Source organism: Campylobacter sputorum, from assembly GCF_002220775.1.
In the GTDB taxonomy this organism is placed as follows: domain Bacteria; phylum Campylobacterota; class Campylobacteria; order Campylobacterales; family Campylobacteraceae; genus Campylobacter_F; species Campylobacter_F bovis.
The window spans coordinates 835,360-858,662 of sequence record NZ_CP019685.1; the positions used below are offsets into that span (position 1 = coordinate 835,360).

The 23,303-nt window shown below is 29.4% G+C and carries 20 protein-coding genes; 13 read left to right on the top strand and 7 right to left on the bottom strand.

Going from position 1 to position 23,303, the window contains the following annotated elements; translation table 11 throughout:
- Window positions 1-32: 32 nt before the first annotated feature.
- The 3 genes from cuyB to metK all read right to left on the bottom strand — a co-directional run bounded on the left by cuyB (window position 33) and on the right by metK (window position 3,368).
- Window positions 33-716 carry a cysteate racemase gene (gene cuyB / locus CSPB_RS04230; RefSeq protein ID WP_033915826.1) on the bottom strand — a complete coding sequence of 228 codons (684 nt, stop codon included), beginning with the start codon at window positions 714-716 and terminating at the stop codon, window positions 33-35.
- A complete protein-coding gene (locus CSPB_RS04235; protein WP_089193277.1) occupies window positions 713-2,008 on the bottom strand; it encodes a dicarboxylate/amino acid:cation symporter in 1,296 nt (431 codons plus the stop codon). The genes cuyB and CSPB_RS04235 overlap by 4 nt, the downstream gene beginning before the upstream one ends.
- 154 nt (window positions 2,009-2,162) lie before the next feature.
- Window positions 2,163-3,368 carry a methionine adenosyltransferase gene (gene metK / locus CSPB_RS04240; RefSeq protein WP_089193278.1) on the bottom strand — a complete coding sequence of 402 codons (1,206 nt, stop codon included), beginning with the start codon at window positions 3,366-3,368 and terminating at the stop codon, window positions 2,163-2,165.
- Window positions 3,369-3,512: 144 nt separating this feature from the next.
- On the opposite strand from metK, the gene sstT reads away from it, so the two are divergent.
- Window positions 3,513-4,769 carry a serine/threonine transporter SstT gene (sstT, locus tag CSPB_RS04245; RefSeq protein ID WP_089193279.1) on the top strand — a complete coding sequence of 419 codons (1,257 nt, stop codon included), beginning with the start codon at window positions 3,513-3,515 and terminating at the stop codon, window positions 4,767-4,769.
- 230 nt (window positions 4,770-4,999) lie between these two features.
- On the opposite strand, the gene CSPB_RS04250 is transcribed toward sstT, so the two are convergent.
- Window positions 5,000-5,383 carry a hypothetical protein gene (locus CSPB_RS04250; protein WP_089193280.1) on the bottom strand — a complete coding sequence of 128 codons (384 nt, stop codon included), beginning with the start codon at window positions 5,381-5,383 and terminating at the stop codon, window positions 5,000-5,002.
- Window positions 5,384-5,500: 117 nt separating this feature from the next.
- On the opposite strand from CSPB_RS04250, the gene CSPB_RS04255 reads away from it, so the two are divergent.
- The 12 genes from CSPB_RS04255 (at window position 5,501) to aat (ending at window position 20,761) form a co-directional block, all read left to right on the top strand.
- Window positions 5,501-7,216: a M3 family oligoendopeptidase gene (locus CSPB_RS04255; protein ID WP_089193281.1), complete on the top strand. Its 1,716-nt coding sequence runs from the start codon at window positions 5,501-5,503 to the stop codon at window positions 7,214-7,216.
- On the top strand, window positions 7,210-7,656 hold the full coding sequence (locus tag CSPB_RS04260; RefSeq protein ID WP_033915641.1) for a hypothetical protein: 447 nt from the start codon (window positions 7,210-7,212) through the stop codon (window positions 7,654-7,656). Before CSPB_RS04255 ends, CSPB_RS04260 begins: the two co-directional genes overlap by 7 nt.
- Window positions 7,657-7,676: 20 nt before the next feature.
- Complete coding sequence (locus tag CSPB_RS04265) at window positions 7,677-9,737, top strand: ATP-dependent helicase (RefSeq protein WP_089193282.1); 2,061 nt, start codon at window positions 7,677-7,679, stop codon at window positions 9,735-9,737.
- Window positions 9,734-10,555 carry a tRNA pseudouridine(55) synthase TruB gene (gene truB / locus CSPB_RS04270; RefSeq protein WP_089193283.1) on the top strand — a complete coding sequence of 274 codons (822 nt, stop codon included), beginning with the start codon at window positions 9,734-9,736 and terminating at the stop codon, window positions 10,553-10,555. Before CSPB_RS04265 ends, truB begins: the two co-directional genes overlap by 4 nt.
- Entirely contained in the window at window positions 10,549-10,776 is a 228-nt protein-coding gene (gene csrA / locus CSPB_RS04275; RefSeq protein ID WP_089193284.1) for a carbon storage regulator CsrA, read from the top strand. Before truB ends, csrA begins: the two co-directional genes overlap by 7 nt.
- The gene (locus CSPB_RS04280; RefSeq protein ID WP_089193285.1) at window positions 10,773-11,519 is read left to right on the top strand and encodes a 4-(cytidine 5'-diphospho)-2-C-methyl-D-erythritol kinase; all 747 of its coding nucleotides are present in this window, start codon (window positions 10,773-10,775) and stop codon (window positions 11,517-11,519) included. The genes csrA and CSPB_RS04280 overlap by 4 nt, the downstream gene beginning before the upstream one ends.
- Before the next feature lies 1 nt (window position 11,520).
- Window positions 11,521-11,973, top strand: a complete 453-nt coding sequence (gene smpB / locus CSPB_RS04285) for an SsrA-binding protein SmpB (protein WP_089193286.1) — start codon at window positions 11,521-11,523, stop codon at window positions 11,971-11,973.
- Window positions 11,974-12,616: 643 nt separating this feature from the next.
- Window positions 12,617-16,825: a S6 family peptidase gene (locus CSPB_RS04290; RefSeq protein WP_089193287.1), complete on the top strand. Its 4,209-nt coding sequence runs from the start codon at window positions 12,617-12,619 to the stop codon at window positions 16,823-16,825.
- A gap of 241 nt (window positions 16,826-17,066) precedes the next feature.
- Window positions 17,067-17,678, top strand: a complete 612-nt coding sequence (locus CSPB_RS04295; protein WP_089193288.1) for a thioredoxin domain-containing protein — start codon at window positions 17,067-17,069, stop codon at window positions 17,676-17,678.
- Window positions 17,665-17,961, top strand: coding sequence for an ATP-dependent Clp protease adaptor ClpS (locus CSPB_RS04300; RefSeq protein ID WP_089193289.1), 297 nt, complete (start codon window positions 17,665-17,667; stop codon window positions 17,959-17,961). Before CSPB_RS04295 ends, CSPB_RS04300 begins: the two co-directional genes overlap by 14 nt.
- Before the next feature lie 2 nt (window positions 17,962-17,963).
- The gene (locus tag CSPB_RS04305; protein WP_089193290.1) at window positions 17,964-20,108 is read left to right on the top strand and encodes an AAA family ATPase; all 2,145 of its coding nucleotides are present in this window, start codon (window positions 17,964-17,966) and stop codon (window positions 20,106-20,108) included.
- Entirely contained in the window at window positions 20,108-20,761 is a 654-nt protein-coding gene (gene aat, locus CSPB_RS04310; protein WP_089193291.1) for a leucyl/phenylalanyl-tRNA--protein transferase, read from the top strand. The genes CSPB_RS04305 and aat overlap by 1 nt, the downstream gene beginning before the upstream one ends.
- On the opposite strand, the gene CSPB_RS04315 is transcribed toward aat, so the two are convergent.
- The 3 genes from CSPB_RS04315 to thrC are packed head-to-tail and all read right to left on the bottom strand — an operon-like array spanning window position 20,758 to window position 23,295.
- Window positions 20,758-21,120 (bottom strand): nitrous oxide-stimulated promoter family protein, encoded by a 363-nt coding sequence (locus tag CSPB_RS04315; protein WP_089193292.1) that lies wholly within the window; start codon window positions 21,118-21,120, stop codon window positions 20,758-20,760. The genes aat and CSPB_RS04315 overlap by 4 nt on opposite strands.
- Entirely contained in the window at window positions 21,110-21,841 is a 732-nt protein-coding gene (kdsB, locus tag CSPB_RS04320) for a 3-deoxy-manno-octulosonate cytidylyltransferase (RefSeq protein ID WP_033915630.1), read from the bottom strand. Before kdsB ends, CSPB_RS04315 begins: the two co-directional genes overlap by 11 nt.
- Window positions 21,838-23,295, bottom strand: a complete 1,458-nt coding sequence (thrC, locus tag CSPB_RS04325; protein ID WP_089193293.1) for a threonine synthase — start codon at window positions 23,293-23,295, stop codon at window positions 21,838-21,840. Before thrC ends, kdsB begins: the two co-directional genes overlap by 4 nt.
- Window positions 23,296-23,303: the final 8 nt, after the last annotated feature.

The window sequence follows — 23,303 nt, forward strand, 5'->3', positions numbered from 1 at the left end:
TAATTTTAAAAAATTAAAAAGTTAAAATTATTCTATCCTCTAGAAAATTTAATAATCTCTTTAGCAAGTTCTAGTGTTGGATCCATAAATTTCTTATCTGTTTTTATAAGTGGTAAAAATATTGGTAGTTCCGTGCAAGCAGCTAAAAATAAATCTGCTTCTAAGCTATTTACAATCTCCTCAAAAAGATTAGTGTATTTGGCAACTTTTCCGGCTTTAACACCATTATAAATGCACGACATAAGTTTTTCTTGTATTTGTTTGGATAATTTCACGCTATTTAGCCCATTTTTATTTAATTCTTTTTCATAAATCCCAGTGCTAATTGTGACATTAGTTGCTAAAACGCATATATTTTTTACATTTTTAACATCTTTAAGTATGGAATTTACCGTTATTTTTGGCATATCTAAAACTTTTACACCAGTTTGTTTAATAATATCATCCACAAAATAATGAGCGGTATTACAAGCCAAACATATAGCCTCACAACCTGCATTTTTTAGTCTATTAGCACTTTGAATCAAATCTGGAAGTGGGTTTGGCTTGGTATAATCTAATATATAAGATGGTCTATCTGGAATTATAGTGTTATTGTCTATAACAAGTGGGATATTTTCTTGATCGCAATTAGCTTTTGTTAACTTAACTATCTTTTTATATAAATCAATAGTTGCTAAAGGACCCATGCCGCCAATTATACCAACTCTTCTCATATTTTTTTCTCCCATTTTGTAATATCAAGCTCATTTTCAGTTTTTGCAACCCAGACAGACGCCATAATATCTCCTGTAACATTCATAGATGTTCTACCCATATCCAGTATAGCATCCATTGCAAGTATCATACCATAAGCAATCCCAACACTTCCCTCAACTTTTATACCGACTGATTCCAAGACCAAAAGTAGCATTAAAGCTCCAGCTCCAGGCACACCTGCTGTTCCAATAGCAGCTAATATAGATGTTATAATAATAGTAATGTAACTACCTATGCCCAAATCAATACCGCATGCATTTGATATAAATATAGCACAAACGCCAAGATAAATAGTGGTTCCATTCATATTTACAGTTGCACCAACGGGTAACACAAAGCCATAAATACTTCTTGGAACTCCCATATCTTGATCAACTGTTTCCATAGAAACTGGTAAAGTTCCATTTGAACTTCTTGTAACAAAAGCAGTTAACATAGGTGGTCTAGCTTTCTTTAAAAATTCTAATGGACTAATACCAATAATCAAACATACTACACAATAAACTAACAAAATTTGCAAAATAAGACCAATATATACACTTAGTGTTACATTTAAAAGAGGTCCGACAGCAGAAGCACCATTTTTATTAAACACAACAAACATTAGAGCAAACACACCAATTGGGGCATATTCCATAACCCATTTTATAACTTTAAACATAATTTCGCTCATTCCATCAAAAAAGTTATAAACTGTATTTGCTACGCTTTTTACCCTTTCATCGTCGCTGTCTTTACAAAACGCAAGACCAATTCCAAAAAACATACAAAATGTAATTATAGGTAAAATCTCTGCTTTTGCCATAGACTCAAAAGGATTTGTAGGAACCATATTTAAAAATATTTGACTAATGCTTGGGGCATTCGAAGTTTTGCTAATAGCAACAGAGGTATCGCTCAAATCAAGACCAACACCAGGTGCAAAAACAAAAGCACAAGCTAATCCTATTATAATAGCACAAAGAGTTGTTAGAAAATAAAAAAATATCGCTTTTATGCCAACTTTTCCTAATTTTGCAGGCGAAATAGAACTAGTTCCAACTATCAAAGAACATGTTATAATTGGAACTATAATCATTTTTAAAAGTCTTATAAAAAGATCTCCAAAAGGAGTTAAAAAACCTATAACATCTACACTATTTTGAGGTAAAGCAATACCAAGGGCTATACCAAGAACGAGAGCTATTAAAATCCTATTCAATAAATTTACTTTAAAATAAAAAGACAATATTTTGGTTTTTTTAGCCATTTACAACTCCCTTAACTCATAAATTTAACATATATTGAAATTTTACTATTTTATTTATTTATTTAAATTTAAATTTTAATGATAGTTATAGCTAAATTTAAACATTTATTAAATCTAGCTATATTTTTGTATGAAATTAAAATGCAAATATGGTTTATTTTGATTTGATATTTTTAAATGCATCTACACTATCAAGTTGTTCCCAAGGATAGTCTTTATGCCCAACTTGCCCATTTGCGGCAACTTTTGCGTATAAAAATGTATCCTTACTAGGTTTATCTAATCCAAATTTATTTGTAATCCATTTTGGAGTCAAAGGAAAATTTTGCATTACAAAATCTGATAACATATCATCATCTATACCGTCTGCGTAAGTTCCCATTGTATCAACACTAACAGAAGTTGGTTTTGCTATACCTATAGCATAGCTTAGTTGAACTATGCATTTTTTAGCAAGCCCAGCAGCGACAATATTTTTAGCTATATATCTTGCTGCATAAAGTCCGCTTCTATCCACTTTTGTGTAATCCTTAGAACTTTGTGCCCCACCACCAATTGGAGCATATCCGCCAAAACTGTCTACTATTAGTTTTCTGCCAGTTAAACCACTATCATGTAAAGAGCTATGGTTAACATATCTTCCTGTTGGATTTATATAAATAATAGTTTTATCTTTATCATATAAGTGTTTTGGAAGTCCTGCTGTATCTATCAACTCACTAACTATTTTTCTAACTTCTTCTATGCTAATTGTCTGCACACTTGGCACAGAAACTACAATGGTATGAATTTTTTGCGGTTTGCAATTTTCAAAATTACTTTTATTACCATAATCAAGCGTAACTTGTGTTTTTATATCAACACCAAATTTATCAGGATTTGCTTTTGCAAATTTATAAACTTTATCGCATAAATCTCTTGCATAAGTTATAGCAGCAGGCATAAATTCTTTTGTTTCATTTGTAGCAAAACCAAACATTATACCTTGATCACCTGCTCCTATTTCACCTTCTTTTTGATCTACACCTTGATTTATATCAGGACTTTGTTGATTTAAGAGCACATGAACTTCTATATCATCTGGATGCAAACATTGCTCTTTAGTAAAGTTTGGATTACCAGTATAGCCTATTTTGCGAAGTGTATTTTTAACGATATTTTCATATTCATTAAAGCTAAATTTAGCCTTAGAACTTATCTCTCCGCCTATTACGATATGTTTTCCGGCTACAAAAACTTCACTTGCAACTCTACTATCTTTATCTTTCATCAAAATAGCATCTACTATACTATCTGCTATGATATCTGCGCATTTATCTGGATGACCTGGACTTACTACTTCACTAGTAAAAAGATACATAATTTTTGTCCTTATTAATTTTATTTAAAAACCTTTAATTCTATCAATTATATTTTAATACAAGCTTAATGTTATCTATAAATTATAAATTTTTAAATGTATTTTTGATAAAGTTATGATTTAATTTTTATTTTAGGAAACATTATGCCAACATTACACGAACTTTTTAGATCTTATAGTGAAAAAAACATAGTTATAAGAATTTTCATAGGAATGCTTCTAGGCATAATTTTAGCCTTGAGTGCAAAATATAGCGATATAACTTTTTTAAAAAACTTTGTAAATTTTGCAAAACTTTTAGGGGATCTTTTTATAACTTCATTAAAAAGCGTAGCACCGATTTTAGTTTTTATATTAGTAGCAAATTCAATACTTTTTAAAAATTTTTCAAATACAAAAGGTTTAAAAAAAGTAATACAACTTTATCTTTTAGGCACTTTTTTTGGTGGTTTAACAGGAGTTGTATTTTCTTATCTTTTTCCAGTAACACTAAATTTAAACATACCAACTAATCTTAATATACAAAATCCTAGTAGTTTGATTGCTGTTTTTCAAAATTTGCTTTTTAAAATGATTGATAATCCAATAAATGCATTAATAAATGCAAATTATATAGGAATTTTATCTTGGGCAATAATTCTAGGAATTATGCTTAGAAAATCAAACCAAAGCACAAAGCATCTTTTTAGCGATCTTGCAGATGCTATCACAAAGATAGTTAAATTTGTTATACAATTTGCACCATTTGGTATATTTGGTCTTGTTTGTATAAGCGTATATACAACAGGATTAGATGTTTTATTAAGCTATGGAAAGCTTATACTTCTTTTAGTTTTTGCAATGTTATTTTTAGCTCTTATCATAAATCCTCTTATAGTTTGGCTATATACCAAAAAAAATCCTTATCCGTTAGTTTTTTTCTGCCTCAAAGAAAGTGGTATAACAGCGTTTTTCACGAGAAGTTCAGCCGCAAATATACCTATAAATTTAGCTTTATCAAAAAAACTAAATTTAGACGAAGAACTATATCCTATATCAATACCACTTGGTGCAAACATAAATATGGGAGGAGCTTCTGTTGTAATTGCTATTATGTCGCTTTGTGCCGCTTTTAGTCTTGGATTAAAGCCTGATTTTGCAAGTGCGGTTTTATTATGTCTTGTTGCAACTATAGGAGCTTGCGGTGCTAGCGGTGTTGCAGGAGGATCACTTATGCTTATACCGCTTGCGTGTTCATTGTTTGGAATAAGTGATGATATTGCTATGCAAGTTATAGCAATCGGATTTATCATAGGTGTCATACAAGATAGTTTAGAAACAGCCATAAATAGCTCAACAGATATTTTATTTACAGCCATTGCATCTTATACTACCACAACTAAATATAATGATTTAGTTTAAAAATCTAAAATTTTAGCCACATAAATGGCTAAAATTTAACTTTTCCCTTTTATAATTGTTTTTTCACTTACATAGATATCGCCTACCACTCCATCAGAGATATCTAAACCAAATTCGTAACCTTTCCACTCAAAATCATTACCATCAACACCCTTGAATGCAACTTTTCTAATCTCGTTTAAACTTTTATCATTTATATCTATGCCTAATAATTCTTTAAAATACAGATTCTATGCAGCACTTTGCTGTCTAGAAACAGCTATTTGGTATTCTAATCCTCTTTTATAAAATGCGGCTAGTCTTTTTTCTTCTGCAATTTTATCCATTTTTAATAAATTTTTCTTATCTTCATCGCTTAGCTTGATATCTTTGCCATCTACTTTTATATAACCTCTTTCTACCGCCCTTAAAACCGCCGCAGAATCTTCAAAATGTATAGTAGAATTTAGTCCAGTTTTTATGTTTTTAGAGTTTGAAACTTCTAACATCTCTTTAGCTTTAGAAGAAATTTCAATAGTATCTTTTATGCCTTCTTTTATATGTGCTTTATTTTTGTTAGAGAATTTAGAAAAACCGATGTGATTTTGAAAGCTGTTTAAATTTGTTATTTTCATTTCAAACTCCTAATTTTATAATAAATCGACATTTTATAAATTTAATTTAAATTATGATTTTTTGCATTTTTTTGGTAAAATACATACTATTTTAAAATTACTCAAAGTTAGGGATTTATGGTTTGGAAATTAGAATATATATTTAAAAACAAAAAAGACTTGGAAAGTTTTAGTAAAAATTTAGAAAAAGAGTGCAAAGATTTTAAATCAAATTTTGAAAATAAACTATCAAATTTAAAAGAAAATGAGTTTTTAGAAGCTATAATTTCATACGAAAATATACTTGAAAAAATCACAAAGATAGAAAGTTATACATTTTTATGCTTTGCAAAAGATAACAATGAAAGTTCATTTTATGCAAAATATGAAGACATTTGCTCAAAATTGCAAGAAAATTTACTCTTTTTTGAACTAGAATTTAATGAACTAGATGAAAAAAAACAATCTAAATTTATTAAATTTTGTACAAAATATAGATATTATTTATCAAATTTATTAAAACAAAAAGCCCATCAGCTAAGCAAAAAAGAAGAAAGAATAATACTTAGAACAAAAAATATCGGTGTAAACGCATTTTCAAGGCTTTTTGATGAAACTTTTACAAGCTTAACTTTTAAATTTGATGGCAAAAATTTAAAAGAAGAGGAAATTCTAAGCAAACTTAGCGATAGTGATAGAAATATTAGAAAAAAAGCATCTATTGTATTTAGCAAAAAACTAAAAGAAAACTCAAAACTTCTTACTTATATATATAACATGATAAGAAAAAATAGTGCTTTAGAGTGCGAACTAAGAAATTATAAATATCCAGAAGATATGATGCACGAATACAACCAAATCAACAAAAAAAGTGTTGATTCTTTAGTAGATGCAACCGAAAATAGCTTTAATTTAGTGCATGATTTTTATGATAAAAAAAGAGAAATTTTAGGATACAAAACACTTTATGATTATGATAGATATGCACCACTTCAATATGACGGTAAATATAGTTACGAAACATCAAAAAAGATTGTTTTAAACGCTTTTGAAAGTTTTAATCCTAAATTTGCAAGTATTGCAAAACATGCTCTTGAGAACGGTTATGTGGACGCAATGCCAAGCAAAACTAAGATAAGTGGAGCGTTTTCGCACTCTGTTACAACTGATACTCATCCTTATGTGCTTTTAAATCACACAAATAAATTAAGAGATCTTTTTACTATGGCTCACGAACTTGGGCATTTAATTCATCAAAAACTTGCTTATAGGGTTGGATTTTTAAATTCACAAACTCCACTAACTACGGCTGAAACTGCTTCTGTTTTTTGCGAGATGCTTGTATTTGATTATATAAAAAAAGATTTAAAAGACGGAGAAAAGCTATCTTTATATGCCTCAAAACTAGAAGATATATTTGCCACACTTTATAGGCAGATAAATTTTACTACATTTGAAAGAGAAATTCATGCAAAAAAAGATGAATTAAGCGTAGATGAGATTAACAAAATTTGGCTAAAAGAATCAAAAAAAATGTTTGGAAATAGTTTAAAACTAAATGAATATTACAGCCTTTGGTGGAGTTATATACCGCATTTTATCCATACGCCATTTTACTGCTATTCTTATGCTTATGCACAGCTTTTAGTTCTTGCACTGTTTGGTTTGTATAAAAGTGGTAAATGTAAAAATTTCATAGAGTTATATACTGAATTTTTAAGCAGCGGTGGAAGTATGGAATCAAAAGAGCTGATAGGTAAATTTAATCTTGATATTAACAATGAAAATTTTTGGCAAATAGGTATAAATGAGATAAAAAAACTTGTAAATGAATTCAAAGGTATAAAATGTTAGACGATCTACTAGATAATGATGGTTTTAGAATTTTAATGAAAATGCATGTTTATGAGTGCATAGAGTTGCTACTACAAAATGACATAAGATTTTCTATACTTTCAAATATGCCTTATGTTAAATTTGATCCACCTCTTCCAAACGAGATAATGGCAAATATGCCAATGCCAGTTGTTCTTTTTACGCTAGATGGATATACTTATGAAAGCACAAAATTAACACAAAACTATATAACTTTTGAAGCTGGTTTTGGTGCTGATAATTTTGCATCTTTTGTAAAAATTCCACTTGGTGCAATAGTTCAAATTTTGGTAGAAAACAGCCCTATTTTAGTCAATTTTTCTATACATAAAGAAAATTCTACAGAGAGTAAAACCAAAGAATCAATGGCTATGTTTTTATCAAATCCACAAAATAGAGAACTATTTAAGAAAAAATAAATTTATAAATAAAGATTATCATGGATAAAATTTTTCAAAACCTAAACGAAGAGCAGCAAAAAGCAGTTAAACACATAGATGGTCCTATGCTTATTTTAGCGGGTGCTGGTAGTGGCAAAACAAAAACCATAACTTCAAGACTAGCTTATCTCATATCTGTAGTTGGAATAGCCCCATCAAATACGTTAACATTAACATTTACAAATAAAGCGGCAAATGAGATGAAAAATAGAGCTTTAAATATGCTAGGAAAAAGCAAATTACCGTCTCCACCACTACTTTGCACATTTCATAAATTTGGATTATTATTTTTAAAATTTCACATATCAAGACTTGAAAGAAAAAACAACTTTATCATTATAGATACAAATGATAAAAAAAGAATTTTAAAAAGTTTTGACAGCAACATTCCCACAGCTATTTTAGGAAGTGAAATTTCAAAATACAAAAATACTCTTTTAAGTGTTAATGATGTTAAAAAAAATACATCTACACTTTTAAACGGCAAAGAAAATGACTTTTATGCTAAAGTTGCTAGTATTTATGAAAGATATGAAAATTATCTAAAAGACAATAATTTAGTAGATTTTGATGACCTTTTGATGCTTACTTATAAAATTTTAGATAGTGATGACAAACTAGCAAATGAAATCTCACAAAGATACCAATATATCATGGTTGATGAATACCAAGATACAAATGATTTACAATTAAAATTATTGCAAAAGCTCTGCAAAACACACAATAACATATGTGTAGTTGGCGACGATGATCAAAGCATTTATGGATGGCGTGGAACAAAAATAGAAAATATTTTAAATTTCAAAGACCAATTTGATAATGTCAAAATCATAAAACTAGAACAAAATTATCGCTCAACCGCATCTATACTAAAAGCCGCAAATGAACTGATTGAGCATAACAGAAATCGCCTTGGCAAAAAATTAATCAGCACAAAACAAGAAGGCAACGATATAACTATATTTAATTGCGATGATGAAAGCGTAGAATCAAGCAAAATTGCAACTAAGATAAAAGAACTTCTAAACTCTGGCGTAGAAGCAAAAGATATAGCGATATTATATAGGATAAACGCACTTTCTCGTTCATTAGAAGAAGGATTAAATAGAGAAAATATACCATATAAAATGGTTGGCGGTGTTAAATTTTATGAAAGAACAGAGATAAAAGATATCATAAGTTATCTAAGACTTGCAATAAATCAACATGATGATTTTTCTTTAGAGCGTATTATAAATCGCCCAAAAAGAGGTCTTGGAAAAGTCACTATAAGCAAGATAGAAAAAGTTGCATTTGATAATAAAACATCTATGTATCAAGCTATAAACGATATAAAAAGTGATGATGTTGGCAAAAAAAACTTAAACACGCTCTTAGAATTATCTTCAAATTTAGAAGAATTGTCGCATTTTGATGGAATTTATAATCTTATTAATATGCTAGAAGCTAAATTTGGTATAAAAAAATTTTATGAAGATATGCCAGATGGAGCCGAAAGAGTTGCGAATATCGATGAGTTTTATGCACTACTTAAAGATCAAGCTATAAATGATGATGAGTTTGAATTAGAAGAGTTTTTAAATGAAATTTCTCTTCAAAGCGATCAAGATAGCATAAATGAAGAAAGCATTTCTATAATGAGTATTCACGCTAGCAAAGGCTTAGAGTTTAAATATCTTTTTGTAATAGGACTTGAAGAAGGATTTTTCCCATTAATTGGAGATGGAAGCGATATAGAAGAAGAGCGAAGACTTGCTTATGTTGCGATAACTAGGGCAAAAGAACATCTTACTTTAAGCCATGCAGAATCTAGATTTTACAAAGGAAAAAGAGAAAGGCTTAAAAAAAGTAGATTTTTAAGTGAAGCTGGTCTTTGTGAAGGCTCTTTACAAATAGAGCAACAAAAAGAATTTAAAAAAGGCGATTTGATCAAACATAAAATTTTTGGCATAGGAAGAATTGTAGAAATAACCAAAGTAAATCAAGATTTTAAGCTCAAAATAAACTTTGGTGGTATAACTCGCGAGATAATGTCAAATTTCGTGGAAAAAGCAGTATGAATGCACTTTTTGTTGCAAACAAGCCAAGAGGCATTAGCTCAAATTTCTTTTTAAGAAAAATCAAAAGAAAATACGGCGTTAAAAAAGCTGGATTTTCTGGCACGCTTGATCCTTTTGCAAGTGGATGTCTTATTGTTGCATTTGGACAATACACTAAACTTTTTAACTATTTAGACAAAACACCAAAAACATACATTGCTACAATGTGGATTGGTGCGTATTGTGAAAGTTTAGATGATGAAAATATCATAAGCGTTAAGAATACACTTCCTTTTCATCCAAGCGTGTTTAATATAATTAAAAACTCACTTCTTGGCGATATAACATACACACCGCCAAAATATAGTGCAAAAAAGATTAATGGAAAAAGAGCTTATGATTTGGCTAGAAATGGGGTTAAGTTTGATATCAAACAAAGCACAATGCATGTTTATGAGTGCGAAATTTTATCATATTTTCATCCTTTTTTAACATTTAAAATAGTAGTTGATGAAGGCTCTTATATAAGATCTTATGCACAGCTATTTGCACAAAAACTAGGAATTCAAGCAACACTTAGTGCATTAAAAAGAGTTAGTGAGGGTAAATTTATATATGAAAATGAAAAAATGTTAAATCCACTTAAGTTTTTAAATTTAGAAAAAAATGTGTATAATGGAGATATTTTAGATATAAGTTTAGGCAAAAAACTAAATATTGAAAATTTTTTTAAAAAAGAAAATGGCAAATATTTAATAGATTTTGATGATTTTTTTAGTATTATTGAGATAAAAGATCAAGGTGTAAAATATTGTTTAAATAAGGTAGAAAAATGTTAATACTTTCAAGAAAAGAAGATGAGGTTATAAAATTAGGGAATGATGTAACTATCAAAATAGTTTCAATCGCTAAAGGCGGTGTTAAAGTTGGTATAGACGCACCAAAAGATATGATGATTTTAAGAGGCGAATTGGCAAACGATGTAACGCAAGAAAACATTCAAGCAAGTAAGCAAAGCCACGAAAATTTAAGCAAACTTAGCGAAAAACTAAAAAAATGAAATCATATGCAAAGCTTAATGTATTTTTAAAAATTACAGATTTTAGAGGTGGTTACCACGAAATTTCCTCTAGATTTATATTATTTGAGAATCTTTTTGATGAAATTGAATTTGTAAAAACTAGCAAGAATGATAAATTTGAAATAGACGCAAATATAAATATACAAGATAATATTATTAAAAAAACCTATGAAAAACTATGCCTTTGTGGATATAAAAATAAACTTGATGAGTTTTTTAAATTTCATAAAGTCAAGCTGATTAAAAATATACCAATGGGTAGTGGGCTTGGTGGAGGAAGCTCAAATGCCGCTGCTTTTTTAAAACTTGCAAATAAGGAAATTAATCTAGGAATTTGTGATGAGTTGCTTATACAAATAGGCTCACAAATAGGTGCCGATGTTGCATTTTTCATAAGTGGGTTTAAAAGTGCTAATGTTGGCGGGATTGGAGAAAACATAAAAGAATTTATAGATGAGATTCCAAATTTAGAAGTTTTTACACCAAATTTATTTTGCTCAACAAAAGATGTTTATGAAAAATTTAGAAATGATTTTAGTGGTAAATTTGATATAAATTTAGCTAAAAATTTAGAAAATTTAAGCTCAAAAGAAATTTTACAAATTTATAAAAATACACAATTAAATGATCTTTTAGAGCCTTGTAAAAAACTTTATTCTTTAAACTTAAAAGAAAATGAATTTTTAAGTGGTAGCGGTAGTAGCTACTTTTTAGTGAGTTAACATGCAAAAAGATTTAGCAAAAAATAAAAAAGCATTTCATGATTTTAGCATCATTGAAACCTATGAAGCTGGGATAGTTCTAAAAGGTAGTGAAGTTAAGGCTATAAGGGCTGGTAGAGTAAATTTAAAAGATAGTTTTGTCCGAATTATAAAAGGTGAACTTTTTTTATTAAATGCACACATAAGTCATTTACAAAGCACTAATGCTCACTTCAAACCAGACGAAAGAGCTCCAAGAAAACTTCTAATGCACAAAAAACAGATAGATAAACTCTTGGGCCAAGTTAGTACAAATGGCTACACAATGGTTGTTTTATCGCTTTATCTAAACTCAAAAAATATACTTAAAGCTAGCATTGCTCTTGCAAAAGGTAAAAATTTACACGATAAAAGAGAAACTTTAAAGAAAAAAGAAGCAGACAGGGAAGCAAGAGCAGCTATGAAAAATTTTTAATTTATATTGCATAAATAAAAATATTATAATAGTAAATTTTTATAACTTAAAGATAAAAAATATTTAACTATGCAATTATTATAAAATTAGAGACTTATAGCTTTAAGCCCATATCTACTTTAAATAAGCAAATTATTAGATATAAATAAAATAGTAATACAATTTATGACTTGCAAAAAAGAAATTTATGAGTATCAAATATCCAAATTTCATAGTATTATAGGCAATATAGAGCTTTATGATATCTATTTGGATCTAGTACAATTAAAATCAAATCAAAACTATGATTATGATACAATAAACAGTTTATATTTGCCATTTTATAATAAATGATGAAGCTTTTACTACAGATATCAAAGCAACCTACAAGATATATATTTGGTATTAAAAAGTAGATGGTTATCATAGAATATATATGATGGACTTTTTGGAGCTTTGCTAAAATTTAATACTATTAAATCAAATCTTTAGCTTGGTTTAAAAAATTAAGGTTTGAGTAATGAAAAAATTGTGTATATTAAACTATAATTTATATTTGATAGGCTATATATAAACTTAAAATTGTGATTTTATAAAATCTTTAATAATTATTTTTGCTAATTTTTTATAAAATCTTAAAATTTTATAAAAATAACGGGGGCTTATGAAAAATAATCAAAAATTTATAATTTCAATTGCAGTAGCAAGTGTTCTTGCTACTTGTGCGGTCTCGCAGGAAATGAATGTTGATAACTTTCATTATAGAGACTACATAGATCTCGGACAAAACAAAGGAGTTTTTAGTAAAACTAGTGGTGAAATCATTTTGAAAGCAAAAGATGGTAGTGAGTTTAAGTTTCTACAAGTACCCAACCAATCAGCTAGAACTATCGATGGTTCAATCACATCGCTTGGGCGAAACTATGTAGTTACAGCAGATCATACAAAACGTGTATTTGAAGCCACTAGTTTTAACGGAAGTGGGAGTAATTCAACTACTTTTGGACAGACAAACTATAAATTTTTAACAGGTCATCACGGCACAGCAGATACTACATCAAAATATTCAACTGACACGCTCTATCTAAAAACAACAAAATATATAGTTGAAGGTGAAATTTCGCCATCAAATATTGATCAAATGATGGTTTCCACGCAAATAACTAGCAATAATGCAAGTGAAAATATTGCCAAAATAGACAGATATTTAAAAAGTATAGATACCGATGCAGATGGTAAAATTATGCTTTATCAGGCTGGAACTGGTTACTTAAAACTAAATAACTCAAGTAGTCTTAGTCAATTAGGTAATAATGCTCGTGGCGGTGGAATTTTTGATCTAGCTGCAAATGCAAATTTAATCAATTTTTCTAGCAAAGCTAATAATATCACACTAAAAGCGAAGGTTAATCAAAAATTTACTAATAATACTACCACTGGCGATAGTGGAAGTGGATTTTACCTTTATGATGGAGAAAAATGGGTTTTAATCGGGGTTTTAAGAGGTCATAGTAGCGATGCTAATTGGATAGATTTGTCTTATGTGACTAAGCAAGATTTTGACGATTATGTAAATAAATACGAAAATCGATCAAAAAATTTAGAGCAAAACAAAGACAACATAATATCTAGCAATCAAAACTTTAATATAACAAGCAACCAAGATTTGGGATATGGCGGCATAGTCGTAGAGAATGGAACGACTAATATAAATGGTAACGGCAGTTTAAAATTAGCAGGATTTGACATCGCAAGTGGGGCTGTTGTAAATTTAAACACAAAAATTAAAGAAGACTTACATAAAATAGGCATTGGAACACTAAATGTAAACACAGCAACTGGAACAAATTTGCGTCTTGGTAACGGACTTGTAGTTTTAAATACAGACAATGCATTTGAAAATATTTACATCACAAGCGGACGTGCGACATTACAACTCGGAAATAGTGTAAATAATTTTGATACAAATAAGCTATTTTTTGGTAATGGCGGCGGAAAGCTTGATCTAAACGGAAAAAGCATAACTGTTAAAAACATATCCGCAAACGATTCTGGTGCAAATGTCATAAACTCATCTGACGCTACTTCTACGATAACCATTACAGGCAATGATAGTGCAGATACCATCATGCATACAAGTATCGGAGGCATTGATAAAAACAAGATAAATTTATTAGTCAAAGACACAAATAATAAAACGCTTGTTTTTAATGCAAATACACAGATAAATGGCGCTTTAAATGTTGTAAATTCAAAAGTTACAATACACGGACACCCTACTACTCATGCTATAAAAACATCTGACACAAGCACGGAAACAATCAAGCAGTATGACAAAAATATCCCTGAATATATGGACATAGAGCGACCGTCAACACTTACTCAGCCAGACTGGGACAAAGTAAAATTTGACGCAAAGCAAGGTGTAACTTTACAAAACTCAACACTAAACATCGGCAAGGAAAGCGAATTTAACTCTGCTATCACGGCTAACGGTACTTCGGCTATAAATTTTGGAGGTGATATTGACTATTTTATCGATAAACTTGATGGAGCAAACACGCAAAAAGGTGGAATGTCATACAGGCAAGATGTCCAAACACAAAAGCTTACCAAAAAAGAACAAGGTAATGACACGATAAAATTTAGCGGAACAATAATAGCAAATGACAAGACCGCTATCAAATCAAGCTTAAAAGAATTTACTCCAACTTTAACGCTTTCTAATAGTGCAACATTAACAGCCAAAAACTTAACGATTGGTGAGAATAATAAAGTAAATTTTACTGATAACTCAACTGCGCAGATAGAAGATCTAACATTTAAAAATATTGCTAATGCCAACAACAAAATCCAAAAAAGTGCGGCTGCTACGCTAAAAGTTAGCAAATCTATAACTCTTGATAACACAAAGGGGTTAAATTTAAGCAATAGTTTCATTAACAACCTTAATGAACTAAGCTTGATTGCAAAAAATGGTAGTTTAGTTAGCACAGATGGTCCTACTACACTAAAAAGCGTAAGCCTTGATAACTCCAAATTCATACAAAAAGGCACCAATAACTTAGAAATAAAAGGCGGAAATATAGAGCTTAAAAATAGCTCAGACCTAGATGTTCAAAATTTAAGTTTGGTAAATTTTACAAATGACAAATTTAAAATTTCAGATGATTCGACCTTTAATGTGCAAAATTTACATGCCGATAATTCAAAAATCAATCTTACGACAATTAATAAAACTCCTAATCTACAAAGCTTAACTGCCAAAAACAACAGTGAAGTTACACTAAAAACTTGGGATGAAAACAAATTTGATAAAATTACAACACAAGATAATTCAAAAATAAATTTTAAAGAACTAAGCTTTGATATGAGTGCTCCTAAAAATATCACACAAAATATCGGGGTTTTAAACTCTTTAACTCTGAATAATGTGGGCTTTCTTGATAACAATGAGGTTAAAGTAAATGATTTAAAATTTAATAAAGTAAGCTTTGCCGACATACTAAAAATAAAGTTAAATTTTAGTGATATATTGAAGACAAACATTGATAAAATAGACTATGACAAAAGCTACGAAGTTATCACTGCAAAGACACTAACAAGCACAAAAACACCTTATGTAGAGCTTTTATTAAATGGTATTTTCGCAACAAGTCAAATCGAAAATAATAAGTTTATTATAAAATTTACAAAAGAAGATCCAAAAAGCCAAAAAGCCCTAGAAAAACTATCAAATAACCAAAATAACGAGCTTTTAACAGCTATCTTAACCCATACAGCAAATGGCGGAAATCCTGAGCTAGCAGCAAAAATAGAACAAGCCGCTTACACAAAAGACGCAAAGGCTTTTGATGAAATTTTAAATCAAACTCAAAATGAATTAAAAAATGTCGGCGAAAATTCACAACAAAGCATTGCTAGCAATGTGCTTTTTGCATCAAATTTGGCAATGAACTCACGTCTAGCACACATAAAATTTAGACCCAAACTAACTATGCAAAATGCCTTTAAATACAAATTGGCAAGTGGCAACGACCCACGAGATGATCTTAAAAATGTCCTTGAAGCGATTAAAAATGACAGAGTTAAAAACAGCTTTTGGTATAACTTCGGCGGTGGATATTTCAAAGAAAATAGTAACTCTGATATGAAATTTTACGGCACCAATATAGGCTATGATAGGATAGCAGATGTGGCAAACGGCAATGTGATTTATGGTATTATGGCTGGTTTTGTGAGTGCAAAATATAACGGCAAAAACTACACAGATAATTCAAAAGCTTACAATATAGGCATCTACGCAGACTATGAAGGTATAAATGGGCATGAACTTCAAACAAATTTAAGCCTTGCTTACATAAAAAGCGAGAAAGACTTCATGTTTTTAAATAACGCCGAACAAGCCAAAAATAACGGCATTGGTACACTTTTATCTACATACTACAAACATCGTTTTGAGCTGTCAAATTCCTCTAGTATAAAGCCACTTGCACTTTTTGAGATTGATTATACAAATATGGATGCACTTAATTCACAAAATTATAAACAAGACAAAACTAGTAATTTTGGCGTCTCTGTAGGTATTGGAGCTGAATATACAATAGTAAGCGAGACACAAGCTCACACAATCCAAGCTATCGCCAAAAAGCGGGTTCATGGTTCTGATGACAATATCAAAGTAAATTTAAGTCAAGCTAACTCTTATATCAATTATGAAATCGAAAAAAGCCATGTCAAATATGAATTAAATTACATTGGGGAAACAAATCTCAATGAAAATTTCGTGATTCAATACAACATCGGTGCAATCAGTGAATTTAAAGGTGACTATGGAGGTAAAGCTGGCGTAAAGTTGGAGTATAAATTTTAATCTTTACAAGGTATGTGCTAAATATAAAAGCACATACTTTTTTTAAATAATAATTTTAGTATAGAAGAAGAATACACAAAAAATAGCGGAGTTTATATTATATTTGCAAAACAAACCATCAAAAAAACATTAAAAACATATAATACAAATTTAAGAGCTATCTTGATATAAAAAATCATATATTTTTATCAAAAATTTACATTGCAAATGTATAATATGTGTATATTTTAAGGAGAGTTGTATGAAAAAACTTATTTTAGCAATAACTTTAGCTATATTTTTTATAGGTTGTCAAAACCAAGAATCAACAAACATTGCTCAAGAAAATACACCAAAACAGATAAAAGTTGGCGAAGAAATAACTCTAAATAGTGTTTTTGATTCAAATATAACTATAGTTAGAACGCAAAATGGATTTAAACTAAAAGATAGCAACAAAATAATAATGTTTGATATATTTGGAACATTTTGTGAGCCGTGTCGTGCAGAAGCTTCGAATCTTATGGATTATCAACTAAAAAATAGCAATGATATGATGATGATAGGCCTCATTCATTTTGAAAATATAACAAACAAAGAGATAATTGAAAATTTTTCCAAAAAATACAATGCATACTACTTCATAACTAACTCAGATAGAAATGCAGATATCGTGGAACAAATTTTAAAAGATATTGATTATAAAGATGCACTGCAAATTCCATTTAAAGTTGTTCTAAAAGATGGAAAATATCAGAAATTAAGTGATAATTTGCGTAAAAATAGCACAGAAATGAAAAATTTCTACCTAGGATATGTAACAGTTCCTTTATTGCAAAACGATTTAGAGAGAATCAAAAATGCCTCAAATTAATGAAAAAATAGAACAAGATATTAAATTTAAAGAACCAAATTTATATAAAATCTTACTTTTAAACGATGATGTGACTAGCATGGATTTTGTTGTGCAAGTTTTAATGGATATTTTTCATCATGAAGCCCCAGTTGCGGTAGATTTAATGCTAAAAGTACATAATGAAGGAAGTGCAGTTTGTGGAATATATACAAAAGAAATTGCACTATCAAAACAAAATGAAGTAAGTATTGCTGCAAAAAACGCATCATATCCATTGCAAACGATTTTAGAAGAGGAGTAGATGTGTTAGATACAAAATTTAGTTTTTTAATTCAAAAAGCTGGAGAACTTGCATATAAAAACGCTCATGAATATGTAACTTGTCAGCATGTTTTATATACTCTAATAAGAACTGATGATGACATAAGAACACTTCTTTTAAATGTGGGTATTTCAAATTTAGATAGTTTAATAAAAAATTTAGAAAACTACATAGCAACAACACCAGTATTAAAATCTCAACGCCAACCAAGTGTAACATCGCATTTAAGCATAATAATAAAAAATGCAAATTTAGAGGAAAACAAAGATAATATTTATGGATCTAGAAATTTTATTTTAGATATTATAAAAGATAAAGATTTAGGCATGAGTGAGCTTTTAGTGCACCATGGTGCGAATTTAAAACTTCTTGAAGAGACAATCAGTTCAAAAAATACAGAACAAGAAAAATCAAATATTTCTCTGTATGCCATAAATTTAAACGAATTAGCAAAAGATGGCAAGATAGATCCTCTTATAGGTAGAGATGAAGAGCTTGCAAGAATGGTGCAAATTTTAAGTCGTCGCAAGAAAAATAATCCAATATTAGTAGGTGAAGCTGGAGTTGGAAAAACAGCCATAGTAGAGGGACTTGCATTAAATATTGTAAATAAAAATGCAGCACAAAAACTAGAAAATTCTACTATTTACGCTCTTGATATGGGAGCTATGATTTCAGGCACAAAATATAGAGGTGATTTTGAAAAAAGACTAAAAGACACCATAAGCGAAATAGAACAAATAGATGGTGCGATAGTTTTCATAGATGAAATTCACACTATAGTAGGAGCTGGAGCGAGTGGCGGTGGAAGCTTGGATATGTCAAATTTATTAAAACCATCTTTAGCAAGCGGTAAAATACGCTGCATTGGAGCTACAACATACTCTGAGTATAGAAATTTTACAAAAGATAAAGCACTTAGTAGAAGATTTTCAAAAATAGATATAAATGAGCCAAGCATAGAAGATAGTGTTGAAATTTTAAATGGGATTAAAAAATATTATGAAGATTTTCATGGCGTTTCATATCCAAAAGAAATTTTAAAACAAAGCGTAATTTTAGCTAAAAAATATATGAGTGATAAATTTTTACCAGATAGTGCAGTTGATATTATAGATGAAGTTGGAGCTACTTTAAATTTAGCTGGTAAAAAAATAGTTACCAAAAAAGCATTAAATGAAATTATAAGCAAGGCTACTGGTATAGCAAATTTAAATACAAACGAAAATCAAACTGATTTGATTAAAAATTTAAAACAAAATCTTAAAAAACAAATTTTTGGTCAAGATGAAGCAATTAATGCTTTAGTTAAAGCCATAACTCGCTCTTATGCTGGTCTTAAAAATCCAAACTCTCCAACTGGTGTATTTTTATTTACAGGACCAAGCGGAGTTGGTAAAAGCGAACTTGCGATAACTCTAGCAAAAGAATTAAACATACATTTTGAGAGATTTGATATGAGTGAATATATGGAAAAACACGCAGTTGCAAAGCTTATAGGCTCCCCTCCTGGATATGTTGGCTTTGAAGAAGGAGGCATTCTTACAAATGCGATAAAGAAAAATCCATATAGCGTTGTGCTTTTTGATGAGGTAGAAAAAGCAGATAGTGATATGCTAAATATATTTTTACAAATTTTTGATAATGGGATATTAACTGATAATAGCGGCAATAAAACTGATTTTAAAAATACAATTATTATTATGACATCAAATTTAGGAACAAAAGAACCAAATCAGATGGGATTTAAAAAAGATGATAGTATAAAAACAACAAGTGCTATAAAAAACTTTTTTGCTCCTGAGTTTAGAAATAGGATTGATAAGATTATAAATTTTGCACATTTAAATGATGAAATATTAGATAGCATAGTGTTAAAAGAATTAAATTTAATATCACAAACACTAAAAGACAAAAAGGTAGCTATAAAAGCAGATAAAAAAGCAAGAGAATTTATATATAAAAAAGGCTATAGCCAAGAATTTGGTGCAAGAAATATAAAAAGAGTGATAAGCGAAGAAATTTTAGACATATTAAGCGAAGAAATTCTTTTTGGAAAACTAAAAAGTGGTGGAAATGCTATAATTACCTTAAAAAATGAAAATTTAAGTTTTAAATTTAACTAATGGACTATATCTTTCCAGATGCCTTAAATGCTCCTGCTTCAGATCCAATTGCATATGGTGGTGATTTAAGCAAAGAGTGTTTGATGAGTGCTTATAATGGTGGAATTTTTCCTTGGTTTTTAATAGATAAAGTGCCTATTTGGTTTTCTCCAGATCCAAGATGTGTGCTGTATCCGCATGATTTTAGATTACACAAAAGCTTAAAATCTTATATAAAAAAATATGACGTAAAATTTGATAAAAACACTAAAGAATTTATAAATTTTTGCAGACAAGAAAGACTAAAAAAAGATCAGACTTGGATAACAAAGGAATTTGTAAAAGCGTATTCATCTTTAGCAGATGATGACATTGTTCATAGTATAGAAGTGTATGAAAATGATATTTTAGTTGGTGGATTATATGGGCTGATAATAGGCAAAATATTTTGTGGAGAAAGTATGATTTCTACTAGCAAAAATGCATCTAAAGTCGCACTTTACCATCTTTGTAAGTCACTAAATAATTTTGATTTTCTAATAGATTGTCAAGTTACAAATCCTCATCTTATATTTATGGGTGCAAAAGAAATACCAAGAAATGAGTATTTGCAAATTTTATCTATCAAAAAAACACAAAAAAGCGGATTTGATAAATTTAGAAATTTAATCTAGACTTTACTTTTTATACCGATTTTTTGGGCTAATTTAGTAAGACCAAGTTTAGTTCCAGAGCTTACCATTATATTTCTCATTTGCTTGTATTTATCTCTTTCATAGCAAGTTTTGGGACATTTTCTACATTTTGGTTTTTCTTCATGAGGACAATTTTGCAGCCTTTGATACACATACAAAACCAATTCTTCACACTCTTTGCAAAGATTGTATTTTATGGATGTATGTAAATTTTCATTTTTATAAATTAAACTTAGTTCTTTTGCATTTTTTACTTCATTTTTATGCTTATCATCGCAATAAATTTGAATAAATTTAACTGCAGTTGAAATCTGTTCTATAAATTTATCATTGCTCATACAAACTTGCTTCTTTGTAAGCTTTTATGGCTCTTTGATAATCCTCTTGGCAGTCTATACCAATACTTGTTGTAAAAATTTCTAGCATAGATATTTTTTTACAATTTTGCAAGGCACGAAGTTGTTCAAGCTTTTCTGTATTTTCAAGAAAAGATGGCAAAAAAGAACAAAATTCTCTAAGAGTTGCAACGCTATATGCATAAATTCCTATATGAGCCTTATAAAGCTCGCATTCATTTCTTGGATAAGGTATAAGTGAGCGAGAAAAATACATAGCATTAAAATTCTCATCGATAACAACTTTTACTAAATTTGGATCTTTTGCCTCATCTTTAGAAACCATTTTAAAACAACTCGCCATAAAAGAACCCTGCTCTATCTTTTGGCTTGCAAATTTTTTAAATTTTAGTAAATTTGATATCTCAAAAAAAGGCTCGTCAGCTTGGACATTTATGATAAGCTCACTATCTTTAAGTCCCATTTTACTTACTGCTTCATTTATCCTGTCTGTTCCACTTTGATGATTTATATCTGTCATAACAGCATCAAATCCGTGTTCTTTTGCTATCTTATAAACATTCTCATCATCAACAGCTATTAAAACACTATCTATTTTTGACGCATTATTTGCGGTAGCTATAAACATAGGAACTCCAAAAATATCAAGTAAAATCTTATCTTTTAGCCTAGTTGAATTAAGTCTTGCTGGTATTACTATCATGATTTTATCCATTTTATTATTGTATTTTTTATCTCACTTTGGTCTACAATATCTCTATGATTTATCTTGTCATCAAAAAGTGTTAAAATGCTTTTTGGTATCTTTGCATCAAATTCTTTTGCAAGTTTTATCATCTGTTTTTTCTCATCTATTATATTTTCATTTTTGATAGCTTTTATCATTGATGGAGTAAATTTAACCCATTGTGCTGTAGAAGTTATAACATTAATCTTATCTTTTTGAACCATTTTAAAACAAGTTGCAGTGTGAGGATCTATTAAATTAGAATCTTTTGCACACTCTTTTATAAATTTCACACACTCTTCATCTGTGCAAAAATCTGCCATAAAATCATTTTTCAACTCTTTTAATTCATCTTTACTTAGCTCATAAAATTTATTTTTATTTAAACTATCCATAAGTTCTTTTGTTCGCACTGCACCAAATTTATCAAAAAGCAGTCTTTCTACATTTGAGCTAATTAATATATCCATAGCTGGACTCATGGTTTTTATAAGCTTTTTACTCCTTAAATCATAAACTCCCGTGTTGAAAAACTCAGTTAATATATTGTTTGAATTTGAGGCTATTTTTATCATGCCAATTTTAGCACCCATTTTTTTAGCATAATACGCACCCAAAGCATTACCAAAATTGCCACTTGGCACGATTATGTCTATACTTTCATCATCTTTGATTTTTTTACTAAAAAGCAAATATGCATAAATATATAAATGATATAAAATTTGAAATAAAATTCTCCCAAAATTTACAGAATTAGCAGCACTTAAATTTAATTTTTCTTTAAAAAGTTGTTCTTTAAAATCCTCATCATTTAACAGATTTTTTAAAGCTCTTTGAGCATCATCAAAATTACCTTTTATGCCAATAACTTTTAAATTTTTACCCCTAGATGTTACCATTTGAAGTCTTTGAACTTCACTTGTTCCATCAATTGGATACAGACAAACTACTTTTATATTTTTTGATTTCTCAAATGTATTTAGCGTAGCAGGTCCAGTATCTCCGCTAGTTGCACACATTATAAGATATTTTTCAAGTCTATCTTTAGCAAGCTCATCTAAAATTTTGCCAAAAGGTTGAAGCGCCATATCTTTAAAAGCCCTTGTTGGACCATGAAAAAGTTCGTTTATATAAAGATTTTTTGATAATTTTTTAATTTTTATAGGCGAGTTTTCATCATCAAAATATCTATATCTTTTTATTGCTTTTTTAAAACTATTTATATTAAGATCAAAACCAAATTTTTCTATAACTTTTAACGCAAATTCTTCATAACTTCGCTCTTTTTTAAAAAATTTACTACTTATTTTTGGCAAATCCTTTGGTGCAAAAAGCCCGCCATAGACGCTACTTGGGCTTAAAAGCGAATCGCTAAATTTACAACACTGAGCTTCATCGCCCTGTTTTAAGCGAGTTGTAGTTAATATCATATTTTCTC

Coding starts and splice junctions, on each gene's coding strand:
- cuyB (WP_033915826.1), bottom strand. CDS start 716: ATGAGAAGAGTTGGTATAATTGGCGGCATGGGTCCTTTAGCAACTATT.
- CSPB_RS04235 (WP_089193277.1), bottom strand. CDS start 2,008: ATGGCTAAAAAAACCAAAATATTGTCTTTTTATTTTAAAGTAAATTTA.
- metK (WP_089193278.1), bottom strand. CDS start 3,368: ATGTATCTTTTTACTAGTGAAGTAGTAAGTCCAGGTCATCCAGATAAA.
- sstT (WP_089193279.1), top strand. CDS start 3,513: ATGCCAACATTACACGAACTTTTTAGATCTTATAGTGAAAAAAACATA.
- CSPB_RS04250 (WP_089193280.1), bottom strand. CDS start 5,383: ATGAAAATAACAAATTTAAACAGCTTTCAAAATCACATCGGTTTTTCT.
- CSPB_RS04255 (WP_089193281.1), top strand. CDS start 5,501: ATGGTTTGGAAATTAGAATATATATTTAAAAACAAAAAAGACTTGGAA.
- CSPB_RS04260 (WP_033915641.1), top strand. CDS start 7,210: ATGTTAGACGATCTACTAGATAATGATGGTTTTAGAATTTTAATGAAA.
- CSPB_RS04265 (WP_089193282.1), top strand. CDS start 7,677: ATGGATAAAATTTTTCAAAACCTAAACGAAGAGCAGCAAAAAGCAGTT.
- truB (WP_089193283.1), top strand. CDS start 9,734: ATGAATGCACTTTTTGTTGCAAACAAGCCAAGAGGCATTAGCTCAAAT.
- csrA (WP_089193284.1), top strand. CDS start 10,549: ATGTTAATACTTTCAAGAAAAGAAGATGAGGTTATAAAATTAGGGAAT.
- CSPB_RS04280 (WP_089193285.1), top strand. CDS start 10,773: ATGAAATCATATGCAAAGCTTAATGTATTTTTAAAAATTACAGATTTT.
- smpB (WP_089193286.1), top strand. CDS start 11,521: ATGCAAAAAGATTTAGCAAAAAATAAAAAAGCATTTCATGATTTTAGC.
- CSPB_RS04290 (WP_089193287.1), top strand. CDS start 12,617: ATGAAAAATAATCAAAAATTTATAATTTCAATTGCAGTAGCAAGTGTT.
- CSPB_RS04295 (WP_089193288.1), top strand. CDS start 17,067: ATGAAAAAACTTATTTTAGCAATAACTTTAGCTATATTTTTTATAGGT.
- CSPB_RS04300 (WP_089193289.1), top strand. CDS start 17,665: ATGCCTCAAATTAATGAAAAAATAGAACAAGATATTAAATTTAAAGAA.
- aat (WP_089193291.1), top strand. CDS start 20,108: ATGGACTATATCTTTCCAGATGCCTTAAATGCTCCTGCTTCAGATCCA.
- CSPB_RS04315 (WP_089193292.1), bottom strand. CDS start 21,120: ATGAGCAATGATAAATTTATAGAACAGATTTCAACTGCAGTTAAATTT.
- kdsB (WP_033915630.1), bottom strand. CDS start 21,841: ATGATAGTAATACCAGCAAGACTTAATTCAACTAGGCTAAAAGATAAG.
- thrC (WP_089193293.1), bottom strand. CDS start 23,295: ATGATATTAACTACAACTCGCTTAAAACAGGGCGATGAAGCTCAGTGT.